22 protein-coding genes and 1 riboswitch are annotated in these 20,543 nt (G+C 31.0%); of the genes, 20 read left to right on the forward strand and 2 right to left on the reverse strand.

The genetic code is table 11. From position 1 onward, the window contains the following. Window positions 1-23 precede the first annotated feature (23 nt). The 3 genes from LQ609_RS05155 to LQ609_RS05165 all read left to right on the forward strand — a co-directional run bounded on the left by LQ609_RS05155 (window position 24) and on the right by LQ609_RS05165 (window position 3,307). Window positions 24-731: a response regulator transcription factor gene (locus LQ609_RS05155; protein WP_107509695.1), complete on the forward strand. Its 708-nt coding sequence runs from the start codon at window positions 24-26 to the stop codon at window positions 729-731. Then, a complete protein-coding gene (locus LQ609_RS05160; protein ID WP_078356612.1) occupies window positions 731-2,470 on the forward strand; it encodes an ATP-binding protein in 1,740 nt (579 codons plus the stop codon). Before LQ609_RS05155 ends, LQ609_RS05160 begins: the two co-directional genes overlap by 1 nt. A gap of 77 nt (window positions 2,471-2,547) precedes the next feature. Then, a riboswitch (FMN riboswitch) is annotated at window positions 2,548-2,681 on the forward strand. 77 nt (window positions 2,682-2,758) lie between these two features. After that, the gene (locus LQ609_RS05165) at window positions 2,759-3,307 is read left to right on the forward strand and encodes an ECF transporter S component (RefSeq protein WP_119634241.1); all 549 of its coding nucleotides are present in this window, start codon (window positions 2,759-2,761) and stop codon (window positions 3,305-3,307) included. Between the two features lie 163 nt (window positions 3,308-3,470). On the opposite strand, the gene LQ609_RS05170 is transcribed toward LQ609_RS05165, so the two are convergent. Continuing rightward, window positions 3,471-3,719, reverse strand: coding sequence for a ferredoxin (locus LQ609_RS05170; RefSeq protein WP_016913182.1), 249 nt, complete (start codon window positions 3,717-3,719; stop codon window positions 3,471-3,473). Between the two features lie 104 nt (window positions 3,720-3,823). Between LQ609_RS05170 and LQ609_RS05175 the strand changes: the two genes are divergently transcribed. The 5 genes from LQ609_RS05175 (at window position 3,824) to LQ609_RS05195 (ending at window position 9,635) form a co-directional block, all read left to right on the forward strand. Beyond that, the gene (locus LQ609_RS05175) at window positions 3,824-4,780 is read left to right on the forward strand and encodes a helix-turn-helix domain-containing protein (RefSeq protein ID WP_239734399.1); all 957 of its coding nucleotides are present in this window, start codon (window positions 3,824-3,826) and stop codon (window positions 4,778-4,780) included. After that, window positions 4,761-6,134 carry a RecQ family ATP-dependent DNA helicase gene (locus tag LQ609_RS05180; RefSeq protein WP_239734400.1) on the forward strand — a complete coding sequence of 458 codons (1,374 nt, stop codon included), beginning with the start codon at window positions 4,761-4,763 and terminating at the stop codon, window positions 6,132-6,134. Before LQ609_RS05175 ends, LQ609_RS05180 begins: the two co-directional genes overlap by 20 nt. A 92-nt stretch (window positions 6,135-6,226) precedes the next feature. Next, the gene (locus LQ609_RS05185) at window positions 6,227-7,819 is read left to right on the forward strand and encodes a LysM peptidoglycan-binding domain-containing protein (protein ID WP_239734401.1); all 1,593 of its coding nucleotides are present in this window, start codon (window positions 6,227-6,229) and stop codon (window positions 7,817-7,819) included. 24 nt (window positions 7,820-7,843) lie between these two features. After that, the gene (locus LQ609_RS05190; protein ID WP_078356617.1) at window positions 7,844-8,485 is read left to right on the forward strand and encodes a CBS domain-containing protein; all 642 of its coding nucleotides are present in this window, start codon (window positions 7,844-7,846) and stop codon (window positions 8,483-8,485) included. A gap of 163 nt (window positions 8,486-8,648) precedes the next feature. Continuing rightward, entirely contained in the window at window positions 8,649-9,635 is a 987-nt protein-coding gene (locus LQ609_RS05195; RefSeq protein ID WP_078356618.1) for a YpdA family putative bacillithiol disulfide reductase, read from the forward strand. Between the two features lie 46 nt (window positions 9,636-9,681). Here the strand turns inward: LQ609_RS05195 and LQ609_RS05200 are convergent, their stop codons facing one another. Further along, window positions 9,682-10,650 carry an asparaginase gene (locus LQ609_RS05200; protein WP_078356619.1) on the reverse strand — a complete coding sequence of 323 codons (969 nt, stop codon included), beginning with the start codon at window positions 10,648-10,650 and terminating at the stop codon, window positions 9,682-9,684. A gap of 75 nt (window positions 10,651-10,725) precedes the next feature. On the opposite strand from LQ609_RS05200, the gene cmk reads away from it, so the two are divergent. The 12 genes from cmk (at window position 10,726) to aroC (ending at window position 20,540) form a co-directional block, all read left to right on the forward strand. After that, window positions 10,726-11,379 (forward strand): (d)CMP kinase, encoded by a 654-nt coding sequence (gene cmk, locus LQ609_RS05205; RefSeq protein WP_078356620.1) that lies wholly within the window; start codon window positions 10,726-10,728, stop codon window positions 11,377-11,379. Between the two features lie 78 nt (window positions 11,380-11,457). Beyond that, window positions 11,458-12,615 (forward strand): 30S ribosomal protein S1, encoded by a 1,158-nt coding sequence (gene rpsA, locus LQ609_RS05210; protein ID WP_078356621.1) that lies wholly within the window; start codon window positions 11,458-11,460, stop codon window positions 12,613-12,615. A gap of 109 nt (window positions 12,616-12,724) precedes the next feature. Further along, a complete protein-coding gene (der, locus tag LQ609_RS05215) occupies window positions 12,725-14,035 on the forward strand; it encodes a ribosome biogenesis GTPase Der (protein ID WP_078356622.1) in 1,311 nt (436 codons plus the stop codon). A gap of 18 nt (window positions 14,036-14,053) precedes the next feature. Continuing rightward, a complete protein-coding gene (locus LQ609_RS05220; RefSeq protein WP_078356623.1) occupies window positions 14,054-15,058 on the forward strand; it encodes an NAD(P)H-dependent glycerol-3-phosphate dehydrogenase in 1,005 nt (334 codons plus the stop codon). 17 nt (window positions 15,059-15,075) lie between these two features. Further along, a complete protein-coding gene (locus LQ609_RS05225) occupies window positions 15,076-15,282 on the forward strand; it encodes a DUF2768 domain-containing protein (RefSeq protein ID WP_078356624.1) in 207 nt (68 codons plus the stop codon). After that, window positions 15,275-16,000: a hypothetical protein gene (locus LQ609_RS05230; protein WP_115337424.1), complete on the forward strand. Its 726-nt coding sequence runs from the start codon at window positions 15,275-15,277 to the stop codon at window positions 15,998-16,000. Before LQ609_RS05225 ends, LQ609_RS05230 begins: the two co-directional genes overlap by 8 nt. Before the next feature lie 127 nt (window positions 16,001-16,127). Then, window positions 16,128-16,400: an HU family DNA-binding protein gene (locus tag LQ609_RS05235; protein ID WP_016912122.1), complete on the forward strand. Its 273-nt coding sequence runs from the start codon at window positions 16,128-16,130 to the stop codon at window positions 16,398-16,400. A 131-nt stretch (window positions 16,401-16,531) separates the two neighbouring features. Next, window positions 16,532-17,002 (forward strand): hypothetical protein, encoded by a 471-nt coding sequence (locus LQ609_RS05240; protein ID WP_078356626.1) that lies wholly within the window; start codon window positions 16,532-16,534, stop codon window positions 17,000-17,002. A 43-nt stretch (window positions 17,003-17,045) separates the two neighbouring features. Continuing rightward, on the forward strand, window positions 17,046-17,750 hold the full coding sequence (locus LQ609_RS05245; protein WP_078356627.1) for a demethylmenaquinone methyltransferase: 705 nt from the start codon (window positions 17,046-17,048) through the stop codon (window positions 17,748-17,750). 12 nt (window positions 17,751-17,762) lie between these two features. Continuing rightward, window positions 17,763-18,725 carry a polyprenyl synthetase family protein gene (locus LQ609_RS05250; RefSeq protein ID WP_078356628.1) on the forward strand — a complete coding sequence of 321 codons (963 nt, stop codon included), beginning with the start codon at window positions 17,763-17,765 and terminating at the stop codon, window positions 18,723-18,725. A gap of 75 nt (window positions 18,726-18,800) precedes the next feature. Further along, window positions 18,801-19,253 (forward strand): nucleoside-diphosphate kinase, encoded by a 453-nt coding sequence (gene ndk / locus LQ609_RS05255; protein WP_078356629.1) that lies wholly within the window; start codon window positions 18,801-18,803, stop codon window positions 19,251-19,253. Window positions 19,254-19,373: 120 nt separating this feature from the next. Continuing rightward, a complete protein-coding gene (gene aroC / locus LQ609_RS05260) occupies window positions 19,374-20,540 on the forward strand; it encodes a chorismate synthase (protein ID WP_078356630.1) in 1,167 nt (388 codons plus the stop codon). The last annotated feature ends 3 nt before the right edge of the window (window positions 20,541-20,543 follow it).

Genomic DNA, 20,543 nt, shown 5'->3' on the forward strand with positions numbered 1-20,543 from the left:
TGCTAGAAGGGAGTTAAGCAAGTATGACAGATCGTATTTTAGTTGTAGATGATGAAGATAGAATTCGCAAGTTAGTAAAAATGTATCTTGAAAGAGAAGGTTATGAAACAGATGAAGCTGAAAATGGACAAATTGCGTTAGATAAAGCTTTAAACGAAGATTATGACTGTATATTATTAGACTTAATGTTACCCGAAATAGATGGGATTGAAGTATGTAAAAGAGTTAGAGAAACAAAATCAACACCTATTATTATGCTTACTGCAAAAGGAGAAGAAAATAATAGAGTAGAAGGTTTTGAAATTGGAGCAGATGACTATATTGTAAAGCCATTTTCTCCAAGAGAAGTTGTATTACGTGTTAAAGCTCTGTTAAGACGTACAACTAATCATTCTGTTGTTAATCAGACAAGTACTGCTAAAGATTTAATTGTATTTGAAAATCTAGTGATTGATAATGACGCACATCGTGTGCTAGCTGATCACAAAGAAGTAAATTTAACGCCTAAAGAATATGAATTATTATTGTACTTAGCAAAATCACCAGATAAAGTATTTGATAGAGAACAACTTTTAAAAGAAGTATGGCATTATGAGTTCTACGGAGATTTAAGAACTGTTGATACTCATGTAAAAAGGTTACGAGAAAAGTTAAATCGCGTTTCAGAAGAAGCAGCTCAAATGATTCATACTGTTTGGGGCGTTGGCTATAAATTTGAGGTTCCTGAATAATGAATCGGTTAAATAGTGTGGTTGTAAAACTGTGGTTATCTATTATTTTAATAGTAACGACAGTTTTACTTTTATTAAGCGCCTTTCTTATAACTTTTTTGCAATCATATAATACTTCAACAACCGGTGAAAACTTATACAATAATGCCAGTAAAATTGAACGTTTACTTCTTAACTCACATGAGAAGGAATCTGTAATTGATTATGCTAAAGAATTAGTAGAAGATCCTGCTGGACTGATTATAATTAAAAACAAACAAGATTTAACTAAACAATCAGAAGATCCACTAAAAGATGTCATGATTGATGAAATAAGAACAAATCAATCTTTTGATAAAGTTTTTAACAATGATGAACACGTTTTAAAAGAAATTAAACTATCATATAAAGGTGAAAAACATCAATACATCTTATTAGGTTATCCATCTCAAGCTTTCCAAGAAGATGAGGCAGGTATATTTTTATTTCAAGATATTAATTCCATAAAAGAAGCTCAAAACGTAGTAACACTTAGTATATTAGTCTCTGCAATTATATTGTTAATAGTCAGTACAGTATTTGCCTTTTTCTTATCTAATAGAATTACTAAGCCACTTATACAACTTAAACATGCAGCATTTAAAGTTGCAAAAGGACATTATACAGAGAAAGTTCCTATCTATACTCGTGATGAAATAGGTGAACTTGGATTAGCATTTAATAAAATGAGTAAAGATATAAGAACAAACATTGATGACGTTAAGTCAAAAAATAATATCCAAGAAAAATTGATTAATTCTATGATAGATGGCGTGCTCGGGATAAACGATAAAAATGAAATAATTATCTCAAATTCGAAAGCAGATACATTTTTACAGGAAATTAGAGAATATGCACATGTTGATATATCTACTCAAAGAAATGAAACATTTAAAGATAAAAACACTCAATTCTTTGAATACGAATTAGGACATAAATATTATGTTGTTATATCAACATATATTGATAGCATTCAAAATGATGGTTCATCAGGAATTGTTGTTATTATTCGTGATATGACTGATGAACACCATATGGATCAAATGAAAAAAGACTTTATAGCGAGTGTTTCTCATGAGTTAAGAACACCTATTTCTATGCTACAAGGTTATACAGAAGCAATAGTTGATGGTATCGTGACAGAACAAAAAGATATAGATGATTTTCTTTATATCATTTTAGATGAATCTAAAAGATTGAGCAGATTAATTAATGAACTTTTAGAAGTTGCTAAAATGGATGCTGAAGGGATTAAAGTCAATTTAGAAGCATTTAATATTTCAACACTTATTAATAAAATTGACACTAAATTTTTACCACAAGCAAAAGAAAATGGACTAAATTTATCATTTGAACATCTTGGTGATGCTACAAATTGGTATGGTGATAGCGATAGAATCGAACAAATTTTAACAAATTTAATAGATAATGCTATGAGGTATACTCATCAGAACGATTCAATTGAAGTGATTTTTGATGATACACAAGAAGAAGACTTTGTTATTATTGTTAACGATACTGGAGTAGGTATTGCAAAAGAGCACTTAGAGCAAATATTTGATCGATTTTATAAAGTGGATGCATCTCGTACGAGAGGTAAACATGGTACAGGACTTGGCTTATTTATTGTACAAAAGATTATTGATGCTCATGATGGTACGATTAATGTTAAAAGTGAAGAAGGTAAAGGAACTCAATTTACAATTACTTTACCGAAATAAAATGATTGTGAGTAATTTTGATGAAAATTGTTTAGTAATGTGCTAATATATGAATCATAAAAATAAAATTTAATAAAATTCATCTTCGGGGTTTGGTGTAATTCCATACCGGCGGTTATAGCCCGCGACCTGATACGTAAATATTTATGTATTGGCTGACTTAGTGAAAATCTAAGGCCGACAGTTAAAGTCTGGATGGGAGAAGATGGAGGAAAAATCTAGTTAATACTAGGTTTATTTAGCTATTGCTTTCCTCCTATTCTTACGAGATGAATAGGAGGAGTTTATATGTCTAACGATAACAAAACAAAGCGCTTACTCACTGTAAGTATGCTTATTGCAATTAGCTTTATTTTAATGTTTATAAAATTTCCATTGCCATTTTTACCGCCATATTTAACTATGGACTTTAGTGATGTACCAGTACTTGTTGCAACATTTGCTTTTGGTCCTGTATCGGGTATTTTGGTTGCATTATTCAAGAACGTATTGAACTTTTTAATTGTATCTCATGAACCTATAGGTAACACGGCAAACTTTCTAGCTTCAATCTGTTTAATTATACCAACATACTATTTTTACCGTATTAAAAAAAATAAATTGTTTATGGGCTATGGCTTATTAACAGGAACAATTTTAATGACGATATTTATGAGTTTAATGAACTATTTTGTTTTATTACCTTTATATGGTCAAATTATGAATTTAGCAGACTTAACACATAATTTAAAATTAATTGTCTCAGCAGGGATCATCCCATTTAACTTAATAAAAGGTATCGTGATTTCTATTATATATATACTGATATTTGATAAACTTAAAACGATTATAAAGTAAATGAAATTCAAATAGAACACCCAATCCAAAATTGATTGCAATGGATTGGGTGTTTTTTTATAATGTTATTAAATAAAAAAAGAGTAGAAACCATTTGTTCAATGAATTTCTACTCCCTTATGTGTAAAGATTGTTATATTCTAAAATCTTAATTTAATCTATATTATTCGAATTTAAGTGCGTCTCCGTCAAACGATTCATCTGCTATTTTAATTGAATCTGTAGGACAACCTTCGAAAGCATCTTCCATATCTTCGAGTAACTCTTCAGGAACAGCTTCGATTCCCTTATTGTCGTCTAATATTACGTAGGCGATTCCCTCGTCGTCATAATCATATATATCGGGGGCAGCTGCTCCACATGCACCACATGCGATACATGTATCCATATCTACTATTGTGTATTTAGCCAAAATTTTCGCCTCCTTTAAAAAACATGCTACACTTATTATACATACTTATTTTAGTGATAACACTTATATTTTTCAACATTTTTATATTAATTGAGGTGATTTATTTGAAAGAATTAATTTTGAAAGCCCTTTCTATGAAACATGAAAATAAAACGCATAAAAGTATTTATAATATTTTAATTGGAAAGAAAACACATCAGACCTATTTTGATGCTAGTATTGAGCATTTAAAATTATATTATGGATGTCTACCAAATTTAAAATACAATGATTTCGAAATGATAGTTGAACAAGAACCAATAAAAAATCAAAATCCTATTGTAGGTAATTTTTTCTATCAACAAGCTATTCAAGCAGTAGGCACTATATTATTGTTAATACAAATGATTAGCCAGAGAAAACATGAGCATTTCTCTTACCAACCTATTATTAATGATAAAACAATTCAATTCAAAGCAAAAGAATTATACATATCTATTAACAATCATCACGAAGAAGAATTTATAAAAGAAGTTAATCAATTATTTGAAGATATAGATCATTATTTTAGTGGAATTTATGTTCATTATTTATTAGCTGGTTATCGTGAAACACCATATACAACAGAACAAATATCACAGATTGAAGAAATATCCATAATCGAATTAAAAGAACGCTTAGTAGAAGAATATCAGTTGATACAAATTACAATACAAAATCAAGAAAGATATCCAATTTTATCACAAATTAAATTTCAACCTAAATTACATCAGCAAACTTTGTCGACATATCAATTGTTAAATCAAACATACGATATCGAACAATTAGCTATTATGAAAAATGTTAAAACTCATACAATTCACGATCATATAATAGAAATGTATATTAAAGGCTATTTAACTGATATGAACATGTACATAGATGACATTAAATATTCAAAATTTGTAAATGTCTTTGAAGATAAACCAAATCAAAATTTAAAATATTATTATGAAACTTTAGGCGAATTTACTTATTTTGAAATTAAATTAATGTATGTTTGCTTTGCAATGGAGGGATTAAATGCTACAAGAAGAACTTAAAAAGTATTTTGGATATGAAACATTTAGAAGTGGCCAACAAGAAACAGTTCAAAATATATTAGATGGTCACGATGTACTAAGTATCCTTTCAACAGGTGCTGGAAAAAGTTTGTGTTACCAACTACCAGCATATATCACGGGAGGTAGAGTACTGATAATATCACCTTTAATTTCATTAATGGATGATCAAGTTGTTCAAATGAAATTAAATGGAGAAAAGAATGCAGTCGCAATACATTCTGCTTTATCGATGGATGAGAAACAAGACATATTTAAACATTTAGAGAATTATCAATTTATATTTTGTAGTCCAGAATTTATTTATGAAGAGCATAACTTCAAATATTTTAAATCAATAAATTTAAAATATATTGTATTGGATGAAGCACATTGTCTGAGTGAGTGGGGATTTGATTTCCGACCACACTATGCATTGATTTCAAAAGTGACGCAACACTTTCTTCATTCTCAAGTTATTGCTTTAACTGCTACTTTAACCAAAAAAATGATAATAGACATTCAAGAAATAACAAAAAGACAATTTGAAATACATAAAGAAGGTTTAAATCGTTCAAATATTATGTATCATCATTTTAATTTTGAAAGTGAAGAAGAAAAAGATAAATTTTTATTAAATGAAATTAAAGAGACGGGACCAACAATAATTTATGTATCTTCCAAAAAAAAGTGTCATGAACTAGCTGATATGATTTATAAAGAAGGATATTTAACGGGTATTTATCATGGCGATTTAGATTATCAAGAGAGAACTACAGTTCAAACACAATTTATTAATAATGACATTAAGATAATCGTCGCAACGAGTGCTTTTGGAATGGGCATAAACAAACAAGATGTTAGAACAGTTATTCATTATCATTTACCAACTTCACCATCTAAATTTGTTCAAGAAGTTGGTAGAGCAGGTCGAGATGGAGAACAGTCACAAGCAATCAGTTTATTTACACCACGTGATTTACTTATACTTAATCATTTAGCTAATGATCATGGAATTGATATAGATATGCTTAATTTATATGAACAAGGGTATCAGTTAAATGAGGAGGTTACGATGAATATAAAGTTCCTTCTTGAGCTATATCCTATCAATAAATTAAAAGCTAAAATACAAGCTGAGCAAGATCAAAAAAGTTATGCATTTAATTACATGAAAAATTATGCTCAAATTGATAGTTGTAGAAGGCTTTATTTAATGCAATATTTTAACGAGAAAGTCATGCAAAATGAGAACTGCTGCGATAATTGTAACAATGCAAATTTAATAAAATTGCCTAATATTAAAGAAGTAAAGAGAAAAACAACATATCAAATTAGATTAAATGCAATATTTTAATAGGATTGCTTTACTTGATAAGTTGAACAGGGATATAATAAAGTGTAATTCAATATAATTGAAATCAATAAGTTAATGATGAGGTGAGTTTATTGTCTAAAGATAATTTTAAAGACGAATTTGAAAAGAGTCGTCAACCGATAGAACGACCTGAAGACAAGGTAAAGAAAGAAGAAATAAACAACGAAGAGACGAACAATAATAGTCAATCTAATCGGAAAGAAGTAGAAGATTCAAAACAAGATAATAAGCAACAAAGTAAAAAAGAACAGCATTATCCTCCAAGAGGTGCATTAAGAAGACAACGAAGAAAAGAAGAAGCAAATAAACAGAGTTCAACTTCAGATACTCCGAAAGAACAAGAAACTAAAGAAGAACCTACAACATCTAATAAAGCTGCAGTTGGAGCAACTGGTGCAGATTCAGGCGTTTCAAATAATAATGTTAGTAAGAAACGTCCGAAAAAATCTTTAACTGACAAACCTGAACAACAACAGAAACCAGAAAATGATAAAAATAGCAAAAAAGGTGCTGCCGCAGCTGCCGGTGCAGGAGCAGTTGGAGCTGGAGTAGCAGCCTCAGCAAAAAATAAAGACAATCAAAATCAAGAAAAGCAAGATGATAATAAACATGCTGAAAATGATAAGTCTAGTAAGAAAAAAGGTGCTGCCGCAGCTGCTGGAACAGGTGCAGTTGGAGCAGGAGTAGCAGGTTCAGCAAAAAATAAAGACAATCAAAATCAAGAAAAGCAAGATGATAATAAACATGTTGAAAATGATAAGTCTAATAAGAAAAAAGGCGCTGCCGCAGCTGCTGGAGCAGGAGCAGTTGGAGCTGGAGTAGCAGCCTCAGCAAAAAATAAAGACAACAAAAATCAAAATAAACAAGATAGTAATAAACACGCTGAAAATGATAAGGCTGGTAAGAAAAAAGGTGCTGCCGCAGCTGCCGGTGCAGGAGTAGCTGGAGCTGGAGCTTCTGGTGGAGGAACGCCTCCTAATGGTGGTAACAACGGTCAAAGTGGTCATAATGGAGACGATGGTAATTCTAATAAATTTAAAAAAGCTTTAATACCTATTATTGCGGCTATTCTTATTTTAGGTGCCCTAGCTCTATTCCTTGGCATGTATTTAAATGGTGCAAATAAAGATAATGGTAAAGAGCTTGCTGAAAAAACTGAACAAACAAACAGTGATACTAAGAAAAAAGCAGATGAACAAACCGAAAAAGACCGAGCTAAAAAAGAAGATGAGAAAAAATCTGAAAACAATGATAAAAAATCAAGTGATTCAGATAAAGATAGTAACTCAAATGCTTCTAGTGATTCTGCAAACAATTCATCAAACAACACAAATGAAAACAATTCTGATGAACAAAATAACCAAGCTAATCAAGACCAAAGTCAAAACAGCGACAATAGTATGAATCAATACAACGAAAGTGCTGAAAATGAAGATGTACAAAATGCCGCACAAGATGCAGCAAATAATCAAGCAAATCAAAACACGCAAAATAATCAAAGTCAATCGCAAGAAGCTCATACAGTAACAGGAAAAGAAAACTTATACCGTATAGCTATTCAATATTATGGAAGTGGTTCACCTGAAAATGTAGAGAAAATTAGACAAGCAAATGGTATTTCTGGCAATGAAATATCACAAGGTCAGAACTTAGTAATACCATAGACATATACAAAAGGGGATGGATTTATGTATTTAACGAATATAATGATACCGAAAGAAAAATGTTACATTGCTCATCCAAAAGATACGATTCACTCAGCTCTCGATAAGTTGGAACATCACGGGATTGATGGCTTACCAGTTGTAGCTGATGGAAAGTATATAGGAATGATCACAAGATATAGTATTTTTAGACATTATTTCTTTAAAAAAGAAAATGTATCTAGAGATAACTTTATAGCGGATACATTAATCGAAGAAATCTTAACATTAGATTTACACTCATTAAATGAAAATCTTGTAGTTGAAGAGTCACTACTTAATTTGCAAGATTTTCCGATTCTTGCAGTAGTAAATGATGAAAAAGATTTTCTTGGGGTAGTTACAAGATATGATGTTATGGAACAATTTAAGTCAGCTTTCGGTATGAAACAAAAAGGGGTTAGAATTGCTATTACATCAGTTGAAGCTGAAGGTAGAATTAAGCGATTATCAAGTATTATAGCTAAATATAAATTAAATACGATTTCATTTGTAACATTTGATGAAACGGATAAGATGTATCGTAGAATGATTATTAAAGTTGAAAAATCAAATAATATTAATAAGTTTATCAAGTACTTATCTAAAAATGGATTTAAAGTTCTAGATGTAACTGAAGACAATTAATATCAGCAGCCAACAATGAGTAATTTTGTTGGCTGTTTTTTTTATTTAATTCTTTATAAATTGTTTGTTTACCTGTGTTCTTTGTTTAATTTAGAAACAATTTATTTTAATAATCTCTCTTTATTGATATAATGATTGAGGATATTATAAGGAGTGAAGGTACATGCAAGAATATGAAAGTTTAATAATCGGTGGAGGTCCATGTGGATTAAGTGCGGCAATCGAACAAAAAAGAAGAGGTATTAATACAGTTGTAATTGAAAAAGGTAATGTAGTAGATGCAATTTATAATTACCCAACTCATCAAACCTTCTTTTCTTCAAGTGATAAACTTGGAATCGGGGATGTACCCTTTATCGTAGAAGACTTAAAACCTAAAAGAAATCAAGCACTTGTTTATTATAGAGAAGTCGTTAAACATCATCAGCTTGATGTTAGAACATTTGAAGAAGTGTTAGCAGTTAAAAAAGTGGATAATAGATTTTTAGTCTCTACAACTAAACAAACCTACAAAGTTAGATTTTTAACAATTGCAACTGGATATTATGGGCAACCTAATTCATTAGAAGTAGAAGGGCAAGAGTTAAGTAAAGTTATGCACTACTTTAAAGAAGCTCATCCTTATTTTAATCAAGATGTCGTTATAATTGGTGGAAAAAATTCTGCAGTAGATGCTGCAATTGAATTAGAGAAAGCTGGAGCAAAAGTAACAGTTCTATATCGTGGTTCAGAATATTCTAAGAGTATTAAACCATGGATATTGCCTAACTTCGAATCGCTTGCAAACCACGAAAAAATTACAATGCATTTTAACAGTGAAGTAGAACGCATCGATGAAGAAACATTAACTTTCTCTAAAGAGGGAAAATCTCACACTATTAAAAATGATTTTGTATTTGCGATGATCGGTTATCATCCAGATTATAAGTTTCTAGAATCATGTGGCGTTGAAACCATTACAAACGAATTTGGAACAGCTCCATCATTTAATAAAGATACGATGGAATCCAATGTTGAGAATTTATATATAGCTGGAGTTATTGCAGCTGGAAATGATGCTAATACTATTTTCATAGAAAATGGGAAGTATCATGGTGGTACAATCGCACAAGACATAGATAGAAAAAAACAAACACCACTAGAATCATAAAAAAACACCCTGTTATTGGTATTAAACCTTATAACAGGGTGTTTTTTTATGAGAAATATTGAACGAGTTCTTCTTTTGTTAAATTATTACTTAGTCCTACTAAAAGTTTCAATCTTGCTTTTTGGCCATTTAACCCATTCGACAAAATAATGCCCATTTGCTGTAGTTGATATCCGCCACCTTCATATGCGTATATACCACCAACAATTCCGTTAAATGATCGAGAAACCATCACTACAGGTATTTCCGCTTCTATTAAGCTTTTTATACCTTCTAATGCTGTAGGAGGCATATTACCTTGCCCAAGTGCTTCTATAACTAATCCGTCATATTTATAGTCGACGAAGAAATTGAATAGGTCACTAGATATATCCATATGTGCTTTTACAATACCTATTTTCATATCAGGATTAATTTCTGTATATTTCTTATTAAGAAATGGCTGGTGATGAAATATTACATGCGTTTTTGTGACACTTCCTATTGGTCCATAGTTTGGACTTTGGAAAGTACTCGTATTTGATGTGTGTGTCTTTGTAACGTTTTTAGCTGTATGGATTTCGTCATTAAATACTACCATTACGCCTTTATTTTTAGCATCATCAGTTGATGCTACTTTCAATCCTGAAACATAATTATATAAACCGTCAGAACCTATTTCATTGGAAGATCTCATAGCACCTGTTAAAATTATAGGTAACTGAGTATCTATTGTTAAATCTAATAAATATGCAGTTTCTTCTAACGTATCAGTACCATGAGTAATAACAAAAGCATCATATTCATCATTCTTGATAGATTCGCATATGATATTTTTCAATTTAATAATATATTGATTGTTCATATGTGGAGAAGGTACTTGAAATGGGTTGATTTCTGTAATATCACCTAAAGATTGTATAAACTCTTGATGTCTGTGCATTGGATGTTCTGAATTTGTTTCTACTTTACCTGTATCTTTGTCTTCTGACATACTTATTGTTCCACCTGTATGTATAACTAATATTCTCTTCATTTCTTTCCTCCTATTCATATGATTATAGTTTATGATAAAATATATAGGATTAAAGAACAAGAGAGGTTAATACAAATGAAGAAAATAAATATTGCAATAGATGGTCCAGCTGCTGCTGGTAAAAGTACAATCGCTAAATTAGTAGCGCAAAAATTTAATATGATTTATGTAGATACTGGTGCTATGTACAGAGCAATAACACTATATTACATTGAACAAGAAACTGAAGATTTTGACCGACTTGTTAAAGAGATTGATTTGAAAATAGTTTTAGATAATGGTCAGAGAGTTATTTTAAATGGTGAAGATGTCTCAGAAAGAATAAGACAAAATGATGTAACGCAAAAAGTTTCTTACGTTGCTTCTAAAGAACCAGTCAGAACATTTTTAGTTAATGAACAACAAAAGTTAGCAAATGAAAAGAATGTTGTAATGGATGGTAGAGATGTAGGAACTACGGTATTACCAGATGCAGAGCTTAAAATATATATGATTGCATCTGTTGAAGAACGTGCTTTAAGACGTTTGAAAGACAATGAATTAAGAGGGATTGAATCAGATTTAGAATCTTTAAAATTAGATATCGAACGTCGTGATCAATATGATATGAATCGTGAAATCTCACCTTTAGTTAAAGCTGAAGATGCTATAAGTATTGATACAACCGGATTAACTATAGAAGAAGTGACAAATAAAATTTCAGAATTAGCAAAAAGTAAAATGAACTAAATAGTTCGAATTTCTTGACAATTTAGCTTCTTTATAAGAAGTTATTATTATGATATTTATTTAAAGGAGGCAATTTTGATGACGGAAGAATTCAACGAATCCATGATAAATGAAGTGCAAGAAGGTGACAAAGTAAAAGGTACTGTACAACAAATAGAAGATAAACAAGTAGTTGTACACATAGAGGGTGGTAAGTTTGATGGCATCATTCCAATAAGCCAACTGTCAACTCAACACATCGAAACAGCCAACGAAGTCGTCAATATTGGTGATGAAATCGAAGCGTTTGTAACTAAGATTGAACAAACCGAAGATAGTGGTCATTATATATTATCAAAACGTAAATTAGACGAGAACTTATCATACGAGAAACTACAAAAAATCCTTGATGAAGATGGAACAATCGAAGCTGAAGTAACAGAAGTTGTAAAAGGCGGTTTAGTTGTAGATGCAGGTATTCGCGGTTTCATACCCGCTTCATTAATATCAGTTAACTACATTGAAGATTTTTCAAATTATTTAGGTAAAGTATTAACACTTAAAATTGAAGAATTAGATCAAACTAACAACAGAGTTATTTTAAGTCATAAAAAAATTGAACAAGAGTCTTTAAGCTCACAAAAAGAAGATTTCTTAAACAATTTATCTCAAGGTGATGTATTAGAAGGTAAAGTAGCAAGAATAGCTAACTTTGGGGCTTTTATTGATTTAGGTGGAATAGATGGATTAGTACATGTTTCCGAATTATCACACGATCATGTTAAATCACCAGAAGAAGTAGTTACTGTTGGAGATACAGTTAAGGTTAAAGTTCGTGCTATTGATAGAGACGCTGAAAGAATTTCTTTATCAATCAAAGATACTTTACCAAGTCCGTTTGAACAAATAGATAATAATTTCTCAGTTGGAGATATAGTACCAGGTAAAGTAGTTCGATTAGCACAATTTGGCGCATTTGTGGAAATAGGTGCAGGTTTACAAGGTTTGGTACACATTTCACAAATCAGTCACGAACATATAGGTAAACCTGATGAAGTTTTAGAAAAAGGACAAGATGTACAAGTTAAAATTTTATCAATAGATAAGGATGAAGAAAGAATCTCTTTATCAATTAAAGATACAATTGAACAAGAAACAGATTATGATGAGTCTTATTTAAATCAAACAAATTCTGATGATGATAATCCAACATTGGGTGATGTCTTCGGAGATAAATTAAAAGATTTTAAATTATAATCCTAAAAAGCCATTCAAATAAACTTTGAATGGCTTTTTTTAATTCCATAGGCTAAACTGTGATGATATGTTAAAATAAAAAGGATTATGAATGAGAGGAAGTAGGTTTATGACGAAACCCATTATAGCAATTGTAGGTAAACCAAATGTAGGGAAATCTACAATTTTTAATAGAATTGTTGGAGAAAGAGTATCAATTGTTGAAGATACACCAGGTATTACGAGAGACAGAATATATTCAAGTGGTGAGTGGTTAACACATGACTTTAATTTAATTGATACTGGTGGCATTGACTTAGGCGATGAGCCATTCCAAAAACAAATTAGAGCACAAGCAGAAGTAGCTATAGATGAAGCGGATGTAATTATCTTCATGGCAAATGGTCGTGAAGGTGTAACTCAAGCTGATGAAATGGTAGCTAAAATATTATACAAATCAAATAAACCTGTTGTATTAGCAGTTAATAAAATTGATAACCCTGAGATGAGAAGTGAAATTTATGACTTTTATTCATTAGGTTTCGGGGAACCATTCCCAATTTCAGGTTCACATGGTTTAGGATTAGGAGATTTACTAGATGAAGCAGCTAGACATTTTCCTGAAGATGACGAACCTGATTATGATGATGAAACAATTAGATTATCACTTATTGGACGACCAAATGTTGGTAAGTCTAGTTTGATAAATGCTATTTTAGGTGAAGAACGCGTTATTGTATCACCAATAGCAGGTACTACAAGAGATGCAATTGATACTTTATATACTTATGATGAACAAGAGTACGTATTAATTGATACTGCAGGAATGAGAAAAAAAGGTAAAGTGTATGAAAGTACAGAAAAATATTCTGTATTAAGAGCACTTAAAGCTATTGAAAGATCAAACGTTGTTCTTGTCGTAATTGATGCAGAAGAAGGTATTATTGAACAAGATAAAAAAGTTGCTGGCTATGCACATGAAGCTGGTAAAGCAATAGTTATAGTAGTAAATAAATGGGATACTGTAGAAAAAGACTCTAAAACGATGAAAAAATTCGAAGAAAAAGTTAGAGATAACTTCCAATTCTTAGATTATGCTCCAATTGCATTTGTTTCTGCTTTAGAGAAATCACGATTAAGAACATTATTCCCATTAATAACAATGGCAGATGAAAACCATCGTAAGCGTGTACAAAGTTCTACTTTAAATGAAGTTATTACAGATGCTGTTGCAATGAATCCAACACCTACAGATAATGGAAGAAGATTAAATATTTTTTATGCAACACAAGTTGCAATCCAACCTCCAACATTTGTAATATTCGTTAATGATGTTGAATTAATGCACTTTTCTTATAAACGTTTCTTAGAAAACCGCATAAGAGATGCATTCGGTTATGAAGGAACGCCAGTTCATTTAATATCTAGAAAAAGAAACTAAATTAAAGGATTGATAAATATGTCAAATATTACTGTGTTTGGTACAGGAAGTTGGGGAACTGCATTAGCTAACGTATTAGCTGACAATCAACATGATGTACTAATGTGGGGGAAAACTGAAAATACAATCAATGAAATTAATAAAGAACATACTAATTCAAAATATTTAAAAGAAATTACAATCAATGAAAACATTAAAGCTTCTACAAGTTTAAAAGATGCTGTTCATCATTCTTCAATATTTATTATTGCTGTTCCAACTAAAGCAATTCGTGAAGTTGCAGAAAATATAAATCAAATTGCTGATGGCAAGAAAGTATTTATACACGTGTCTAAAGGTATTGAACCTGTAACTTTTAAAAGAATCTCTGAAATGCTTGATGAATCAATTGATTCTAAATTAAATGGTGGAATTGCTGTATTATCAGGTCCTAGTCATGCTGAAGAAGTTGCAATTAAGCATCCTACGACAGTGTCAGTATCCTCAGAAAATGAAGAAGTAGCAAGACTTGCACAAGATTTATTTATGACGGATTATTTCCGTGTTTATACGAATAATGATTTGATCGGAATAGAAATTGGTGGCGCTTTGAAAAATATCATCGCTCTTGCTGCAGGTATTACTGATGGAATTGGATATGGGGATAATGCTAAAGCAGCACTTATTACTAGAGGTTTAGCAGAAATCACGCGTCTAGGTGTTAAAATGGGTGCAGATCCGATGACATTCCTTGGACTTGGAGGCATTGGTGACTTAATAGTAACGTGTACATCCGTACATTCAAGAAACTGGAAATGCGGTAACATGTTAGGCAAAGGTGCAACATTAGACGAAGCTTTAGAAGAAATGAATATGGTAGTTGAAGGTGTAAGAACAACTGAAGCTGCTTACAATTTAGCTAAAGAATATGATGTAGAAATGCCTATTACATCTGGTCTTTATAGAGTATTATTTGAAGATTATCCTGTTTCAGAAGGTGTTAAAGATCTTATGGAACGTGACAAAAAGTCAGAGAATATTTAAGCAAGTGGGGTAATGAAATGTTTGATATATCAAGAATGGATTTAATGTGGGTGTCTTTTTATTCGATAGGTTTTATGATTTTATCAATTATACTCGTATATTTATCAAGATTTAAATTTAAAAACAAAATAATTAGTGGAATTACTATGTTTCTAGCAGTTGTTTCTCTTATATTTGCTGGTATATTTATGATTGTTGTATTAGGTGGATCTAGCCATGCATAACTATAAAAAAATTACGATACTTATACTATGTTGTTCATTATTTTTAACTGCATGTGCATTTCCCGATAAAGAAAAAGAAGAAAATCAAGTTCCAGCTAATGATCAATTAAATATGGTTCAAACGGCAGTTGATGAATATCAGAAAGCAAGCAATGGATTATTACCGCTTAAAGAAAGAGATGACAGCTACTCAATTTATTTAAAACACCCAGTAGATTTTAATAAATTGAAGCCAAAGTTCTTATCACAATTACCTGGTAATTCATTTGAAAATGGTGGTATATATCAATATGTCATTATGGATGTCGATAAAGATCCAAAAGTACACTTAATTGATTTAAGAACATCTGAAGTATTGAAAGATCTTAGAATTAGAATTGATGCGAGTGGTGAACCGTTACAACTTGGCAAGAAAGTTGCACCAAACGTCTACGAAATTGATTACAAAAAGTATGGCTTTAAAAAAGCACCTACAGTTCCTAGTCCATATAGCAATGAAAGATTACCTGTTTATATGAACGGAGGGAATGATTTTGTAATTGATTACCGTTTAGATTTAGCAAAAGCTATAAAAAAAGAAAAATCACTACCTAAACCAGGTACAGACATTCGATACTTACTATATAAAGATACGCCTATACTACCGGCATATTCACCAGAATTTACAATAAATAACAAAAATGAGCCTGTTTTTAAATCAAATGTGAAAAAATATTAATAAAATTATAGAAAATATACATTTATGGCTTGTAAATCGTTGCAGTGGCACTGGTTGATGTGTTAAAGTCTTAACATAATGGTATTTATACATATCATTAGATAACCTTTTGGGAGGTGAAATTGAAATGAACAAAACAGAATTAATTAACTCAGTAAGTGAAAAAGCTAATTTAACTAAAAAAGAAGCTGGTCTTGCTGTAGACGCAGTGTTCGAATCAATTCAAAAATCTTTATCTGACGGTGAAAAAGTACAATTAATTGGTTTCGGTAACTTTGAAGTACGCGAAAGAGCTGCTCGTAAAGGACGTAACCCACAAACTGGTAAAGAAATTGATATCCCTGCAAGTAAAGTTCCAGCATTTAAAGCAGGTAAAGCATTAAAAGATGCAGTTAAATAATTGATTGTGTCAAAGCCCTTTTAAAGGGCTTTTTTTATTTGTCTTATTTCTTTAAATGAAATAAATATATGCATTTTCAATTACTTAAACTTAGTGTTAAGATATATAGGTGATAATGTTGAGGTGATAAGATGGATAAAATTGAAAATATTTATAATTATGAAATTTCTAATTTATTAAAAGGCGTTAAAAATAAAAATATACCTGCAGTTAATCCTATTATTGCAGATGTATTAAATGATATTAACATTGATATACATGCGAAATTAGCTACAATATCTATTGATGCCTCAATGCGCTTTTTAAACCGAATCGGTGAAGCAAATGTATCTAATCAAGATATCTTAATAGGAGATCTTGTTAGTGCATATTTCTATAAATGTGCTACATTAAATAAGGATTTAATATTTTTAGATACAATGACTAAAGCAATCAGCAAACAAAATGAATTAAAACAAACTTTAGCAAATGAAAATATGACACTTGATTCAACGAAAATAAAAGAAATTGAATCTATTTTCATTACAACTCTAATAGATTATTATGAAATCAATATGGATAAAGAACAATTAAAAGATGACATTTATGCATATTACTACTAAATAAAAATGACTATATTTTTAAACTTAAAGGAATGAATACTAAATGGATAATAAATCTAAATCAGAACATGTACATGATGTTTTCCAAAACATTTCAGGAAAGTATGATACATTAAATAATATTATAAGTTTTGAACAGCATAAAAGATGGCGTAAATACACGATGAAACAAATGAATGTTAAACCTGGATCTAAAGCTTTAGATGTATGTTGTGGAACAGCTGACTGGACTATACAACTTAGCCATGCTGTAGGCCCATACGGAGAAGTTGTAGGGCTAGACTTTAGTGAGAACATGTTAGAAGTAGGTAAGAAAAAAACGGATAATATGGCTAATATACATTTGATTCATGGTGATGCTATGAATTTACCATTTGAAGATAATGAATTTGATTATGTAACAATTGGATTTGGATTAAGAAATGTTCCAGATTACAAACATGTATTAAACGAACTTAAAAGAGTGGTAAAGCCTGGAGGTATGGTTGTATGTTTAGAAACGAGTCAACCAACAATGCCAGTATTTAAACAATTGTATAGATTCTATTTCAAGAATATCATGCCATTATTTGGGAAGCTATTTGCAAAGTCTTTACAAGAATACAATTGGTTACAAGAGTCTGCCGAAAATTTCCCTGGCAAAAAAGAATTAGCAGAAATGTTTGCGGATGTAGGATATGAAAGAATTAAAATTAAGAGCTTTACTGGTGGCGTTTCAGCGATGCATTTAGCTTATAAACCTAAATAACAAGGTGATTACATGTATGACAAAACAAAAATTCATATAAATAAAGAAGTAAAAGAAATAGAAAGACAATTGAATAATTATATAGATAGTGAGCAAACAACTATAAATGAAGCTTGCCAATATTTATTAACTTCTGGTGGTAAACGTATACGTCCGCTGTTTACTTTAATCGCAAGTCAATTTGGTGAGCAATATTCAAAAGATGTAATCACAGTAGCTACAACACTTGAGCTTATACATATGGCGAGTTTAGTTCACGATGATGTAATTGATAAAAGTGACAAACGAAGAGGTAAGCCTACAATTGCAAAGAAGTGGGATGTACAAACTGCAGTTATAACTGGTAATTACTTATTATCACAATCATTAAATGCTGTAAGTACGATTGAATATCCGAAACTTCACGAACAATTAGCACAAGGAATTATTGAAGTTTGTAGAGGTGAATTATTTCAATTTGAAGATCAATTTGTTTCAAACCAATCTATAACGAATTACTTGAGAAGGATAAAGCGCAAAACAGCATTGCTTATTTCATTGTCTACTGAATTAGGTGCATATGCTGCTAGAGCAGATGATGTAACTGTAAAAAAATTAACTAAAATTGGTTATTATATCGGTATGAGTTATCAAATTGTTGATGATATATTGGACTTTACAAGCACTGAGAAAAAGTTAGGTAAGCCAGTTGGTTCAGATTTAAGAAATGGACACCTTACTTTACCAGTATTATTAAGAATGAGAAATTCTTCTGAATTTAAAGAGCGTATTAATCAATTACATGTTGAGAGTCCAGCAGAAACCTTTGATTCATTAGTAGAAGAAATTATAGCATCTAATGAATTGCAAAAGGCAAAAGAAGTCAGCAATAATTATTTACTGAAAGCAGAAAATTTAATCAATACATTAAATAATGAATCAGGGAAAAAGATGCTTTTAGAAATAATTGTAAAAATAAGAGATAGAAACCATTAGAAAGCGCTTGCAACTCCTTGTAGTCAATGATAAACTTATCTTGGATTTACATAAAACAAAGGTAGGGATTACGCAATGGAAAGAACTTTTTTAATGATTAAACCTGATGCAGTACAAAGAAATTTAATTGGTCAAGTAGTTTCACGACTAGAACAAAAAGGATTAAAATTAGTTGCAGCAAAATTATATCAAGCTAATGAAGATTTAGCTAAAGAACATTATGCTGAACATGTTGAAAAACCTTTTTTCAATAAACTAGTGAGCTTTATTACATCTGGCCCAGTATTTGCAATGGTAGTTGAAGGTAATAATGTAGTTGAAGTTACAAGAACAATTGTTGGTGAAACAAACCCTGCTAAAGCAGCTCCAGGTACTATAAGAGGGGATTATGGTATTGATTTAGGAAGAAATATTATTCATGGTTCTGATTCAAATGAGTCAGCAGAACGTGAAATAGGTTTATGGTTTGATAAATCAGAACTTAATAATTATAAATTAAACAATGAAAATTGGGTATATGAAAAATAATTACGAGAAAGGAATCGTTTAACAAATTTTTGTTAAACGATTCCTTTCTTTTTTGTTAATTTAACGCGTTAAATATGATATGATTAATTTTATATTTAATTAACAGTAGGGAGAGATTATATGCGTTATTTAACATCTGGTGAATCACATGGACCGCAACTAACTGTAATTATAGAAGGTGTTCCAGCTAACTTAAAAATTGACGTAAATGAAATTAATGAAGAAATGTTCAAACGTCAAGGAGGTTATGGTCGCGGTCGTCGTATGCAAATTGAAAAAGATGCAGTAGAAATAGTTTCTGGTGTGAGACATGGTTATACTTTAGGTAGCCCTATTACGCTCATCGTGAAGAATGATGACTTTAAACACTGGAGAAAAATCATGGGTGCTGACGCATTAACTGAAGAAGAGTTAGATAATATGAAAAGAGTTATCACTAAACCTAGACCTGGTCACGCAGATCTCGTAGGTGGTATGAAATATAATCATAGAGATTTAAGAAATGTACTTGAACGTTCATCTGCGCGTGAAACTGCTGCAAGAGTTGCTGTTGGTGCAGTTTCAAAAATCTTACTAAAAGCCTTAGATATAGATATTTATTCTAGAGTTATTGAAATAGGTGGCGTAAAAGACGATTTTGAATATACGCTTGAAGAGGTTAAAGAAAACATTGACCATAACGATGTACGTTGTATTAATGATGAAGTAGCTGAAAAAATGAGAAACCGAATTGACAAAGCGAAAAAAGATGGAGACTCAATCGGTGGTATAGTCGAAGTAGTTGTTGAAAATATTCCTGCTGGTATCGGAAGTTATGTACATTATGATCGCAAACTTGATGGGCGTTTAGCTCAAGCTGTGGTTAGTATTAATGCCTTCAAAGGCGTAAGTTTTGGTGAAGGGTTTAAAGCTGCTGAGAAACCAGGTAGTGAAATTCAAGATGAAATTGCATACGATAATGAAAAAGGATACCACCGTTTATCAAATCACCTTGGCGGACTAGAAGGTGGTATGTCGAATGGTATGCCAATTGTTATAAACGGCGTAATGAAACCAATACCTACACTATATAAACCATTAAATTCTGTTGATATAGATACCAAAGATAGCTTTAAAGCAACAATTGAAAGATCAGATAGTTGTGCAGTCCCTGCAGCAAGCGTAGTTTGTGAACATGTCATTGCATTTGAAGTTGCTAAGGCAATTACGGAAGAATATCAATCAAATCATATTGACCAATTACAAGATGCAGTTAAAAATCATCGTAATTGGAATTTAAATTTCTAGGTG

This window comes from Mammaliicoccus sp. G-M28 (assembly GCF_022386595.1).
GTDB classification, from domain to species: domain Bacteria; phylum Bacillota; class Bacilli; order Staphylococcales; family Staphylococcaceae; genus Mammaliicoccus; species Mammaliicoccus fleurettii.

Bases quoted from the DNA above. Each gene is read 5' to 3' on its own strand.
- LQ609_RS05220 (WP_078356623.1), top strand. From the start codon at position 14,054: ATGTCAAATATTACTGTGTTTGGTACAGGAAGTTGGGGAACTGCATTA.
- aroC (WP_078356630.1), top strand. From the start codon at position 19,374: ATGCGTTATTTAACATCTGGTGAATCACATGGACCGCAACTAACTGTA.
- LQ609_RS05190 (WP_078356617.1), top strand. From the start codon at position 7,844: ATGTATTTAACGAATATAATGATACCGAAAGAAAAATGTTACATTGCT.
- cmk (WP_078356620.1), top strand. From the start codon at position 10,726: ATGAAGAAAATAAATATTGCAATAGATGGTCCAGCTGCTGCTGGTAAA.
- LQ609_RS05165 (WP_119634241.1), top strand. From the start codon at position 2,759: ATGTCTAACGATAACAAAACAAAGCGCTTACTCACTGTAAGTATGCTT.
- LQ609_RS05230 (WP_115337424.1), top strand. From the start codon at position 15,275: ATGCATAACTATAAAAAAATTACGATACTTATACTATGTTGTTCATTA.
- LQ609_RS05180 (WP_239734400.1), top strand. From the start codon at position 4,761: ATGCTACAAGAAGAACTTAAAAAGTATTTTGGATATGAAACATTTAGA.
- LQ609_RS05245 (WP_078356627.1), top strand. From the start codon at position 17,046: ATGGATAATAAATCTAAATCAGAACATGTACATGATGTTTTCCAAAAC.
- ndk (WP_078356629.1), top strand. From the start codon at position 18,801: ATGGAAAGAACTTTTTTAATGATTAAACCTGATGCAGTACAAAGAAAT.
- der (WP_078356622.1), top strand. From the start codon at position 12,725: ATGACGAAACCCATTATAGCAATTGTAGGTAAACCAAATGTAGGGAAA.
- rpsA (WP_078356621.1), top strand. From the start codon at position 11,458: ATGACGGAAGAATTCAACGAATCCATGATAAATGAAGTGCAAGAAGGT.
- LQ609_RS05155 (WP_107509695.1), top strand. From the start codon at position 24: ATGACAGATCGTATTTTAGTTGTAGATGATGAAGATAGAATTCGCAAG.
- LQ609_RS05235 (WP_016912122.1), top strand. From the start codon at position 16,128: ATGAACAAAACAGAATTAATTAACTCAGTAAGTGAAAAAGCTAATTTA.
- LQ609_RS05250 (WP_078356628.1), top strand. From the start codon at position 17,763: ATGTATGACAAAACAAAAATTCATATAAATAAAGAAGTAAAAGAAATA.
- LQ609_RS05225 (WP_078356624.1), top strand. From the start codon at position 15,076: ATGTTTGATATATCAAGAATGGATTTAATGTGGGTGTCTTTTTATTCG.
- LQ609_RS05200 (WP_078356619.1), bottom strand. From the start codon at position 10,650: ATGAAGAGAATATTAGTTATACATACAGGTGGAACAATAAGTATGTCA.
- LQ609_RS05240 (WP_078356626.1), top strand. From the start codon at position 16,532: ATGGATAAAATTGAAAATATTTATAATTATGAAATTTCTAATTTATTA.
- LQ609_RS05195 (WP_078356618.1), top strand. From the start codon at position 8,649: ATGCAAGAATATGAAAGTTTAATAATCGGTGGAGGTCCATGTGGATTA.
- LQ609_RS05160 (WP_078356612.1), top strand. From the start codon at position 731: ATGAATCGGTTAAATAGTGTGGTTGTAAAACTGTGGTTATCTATTATT.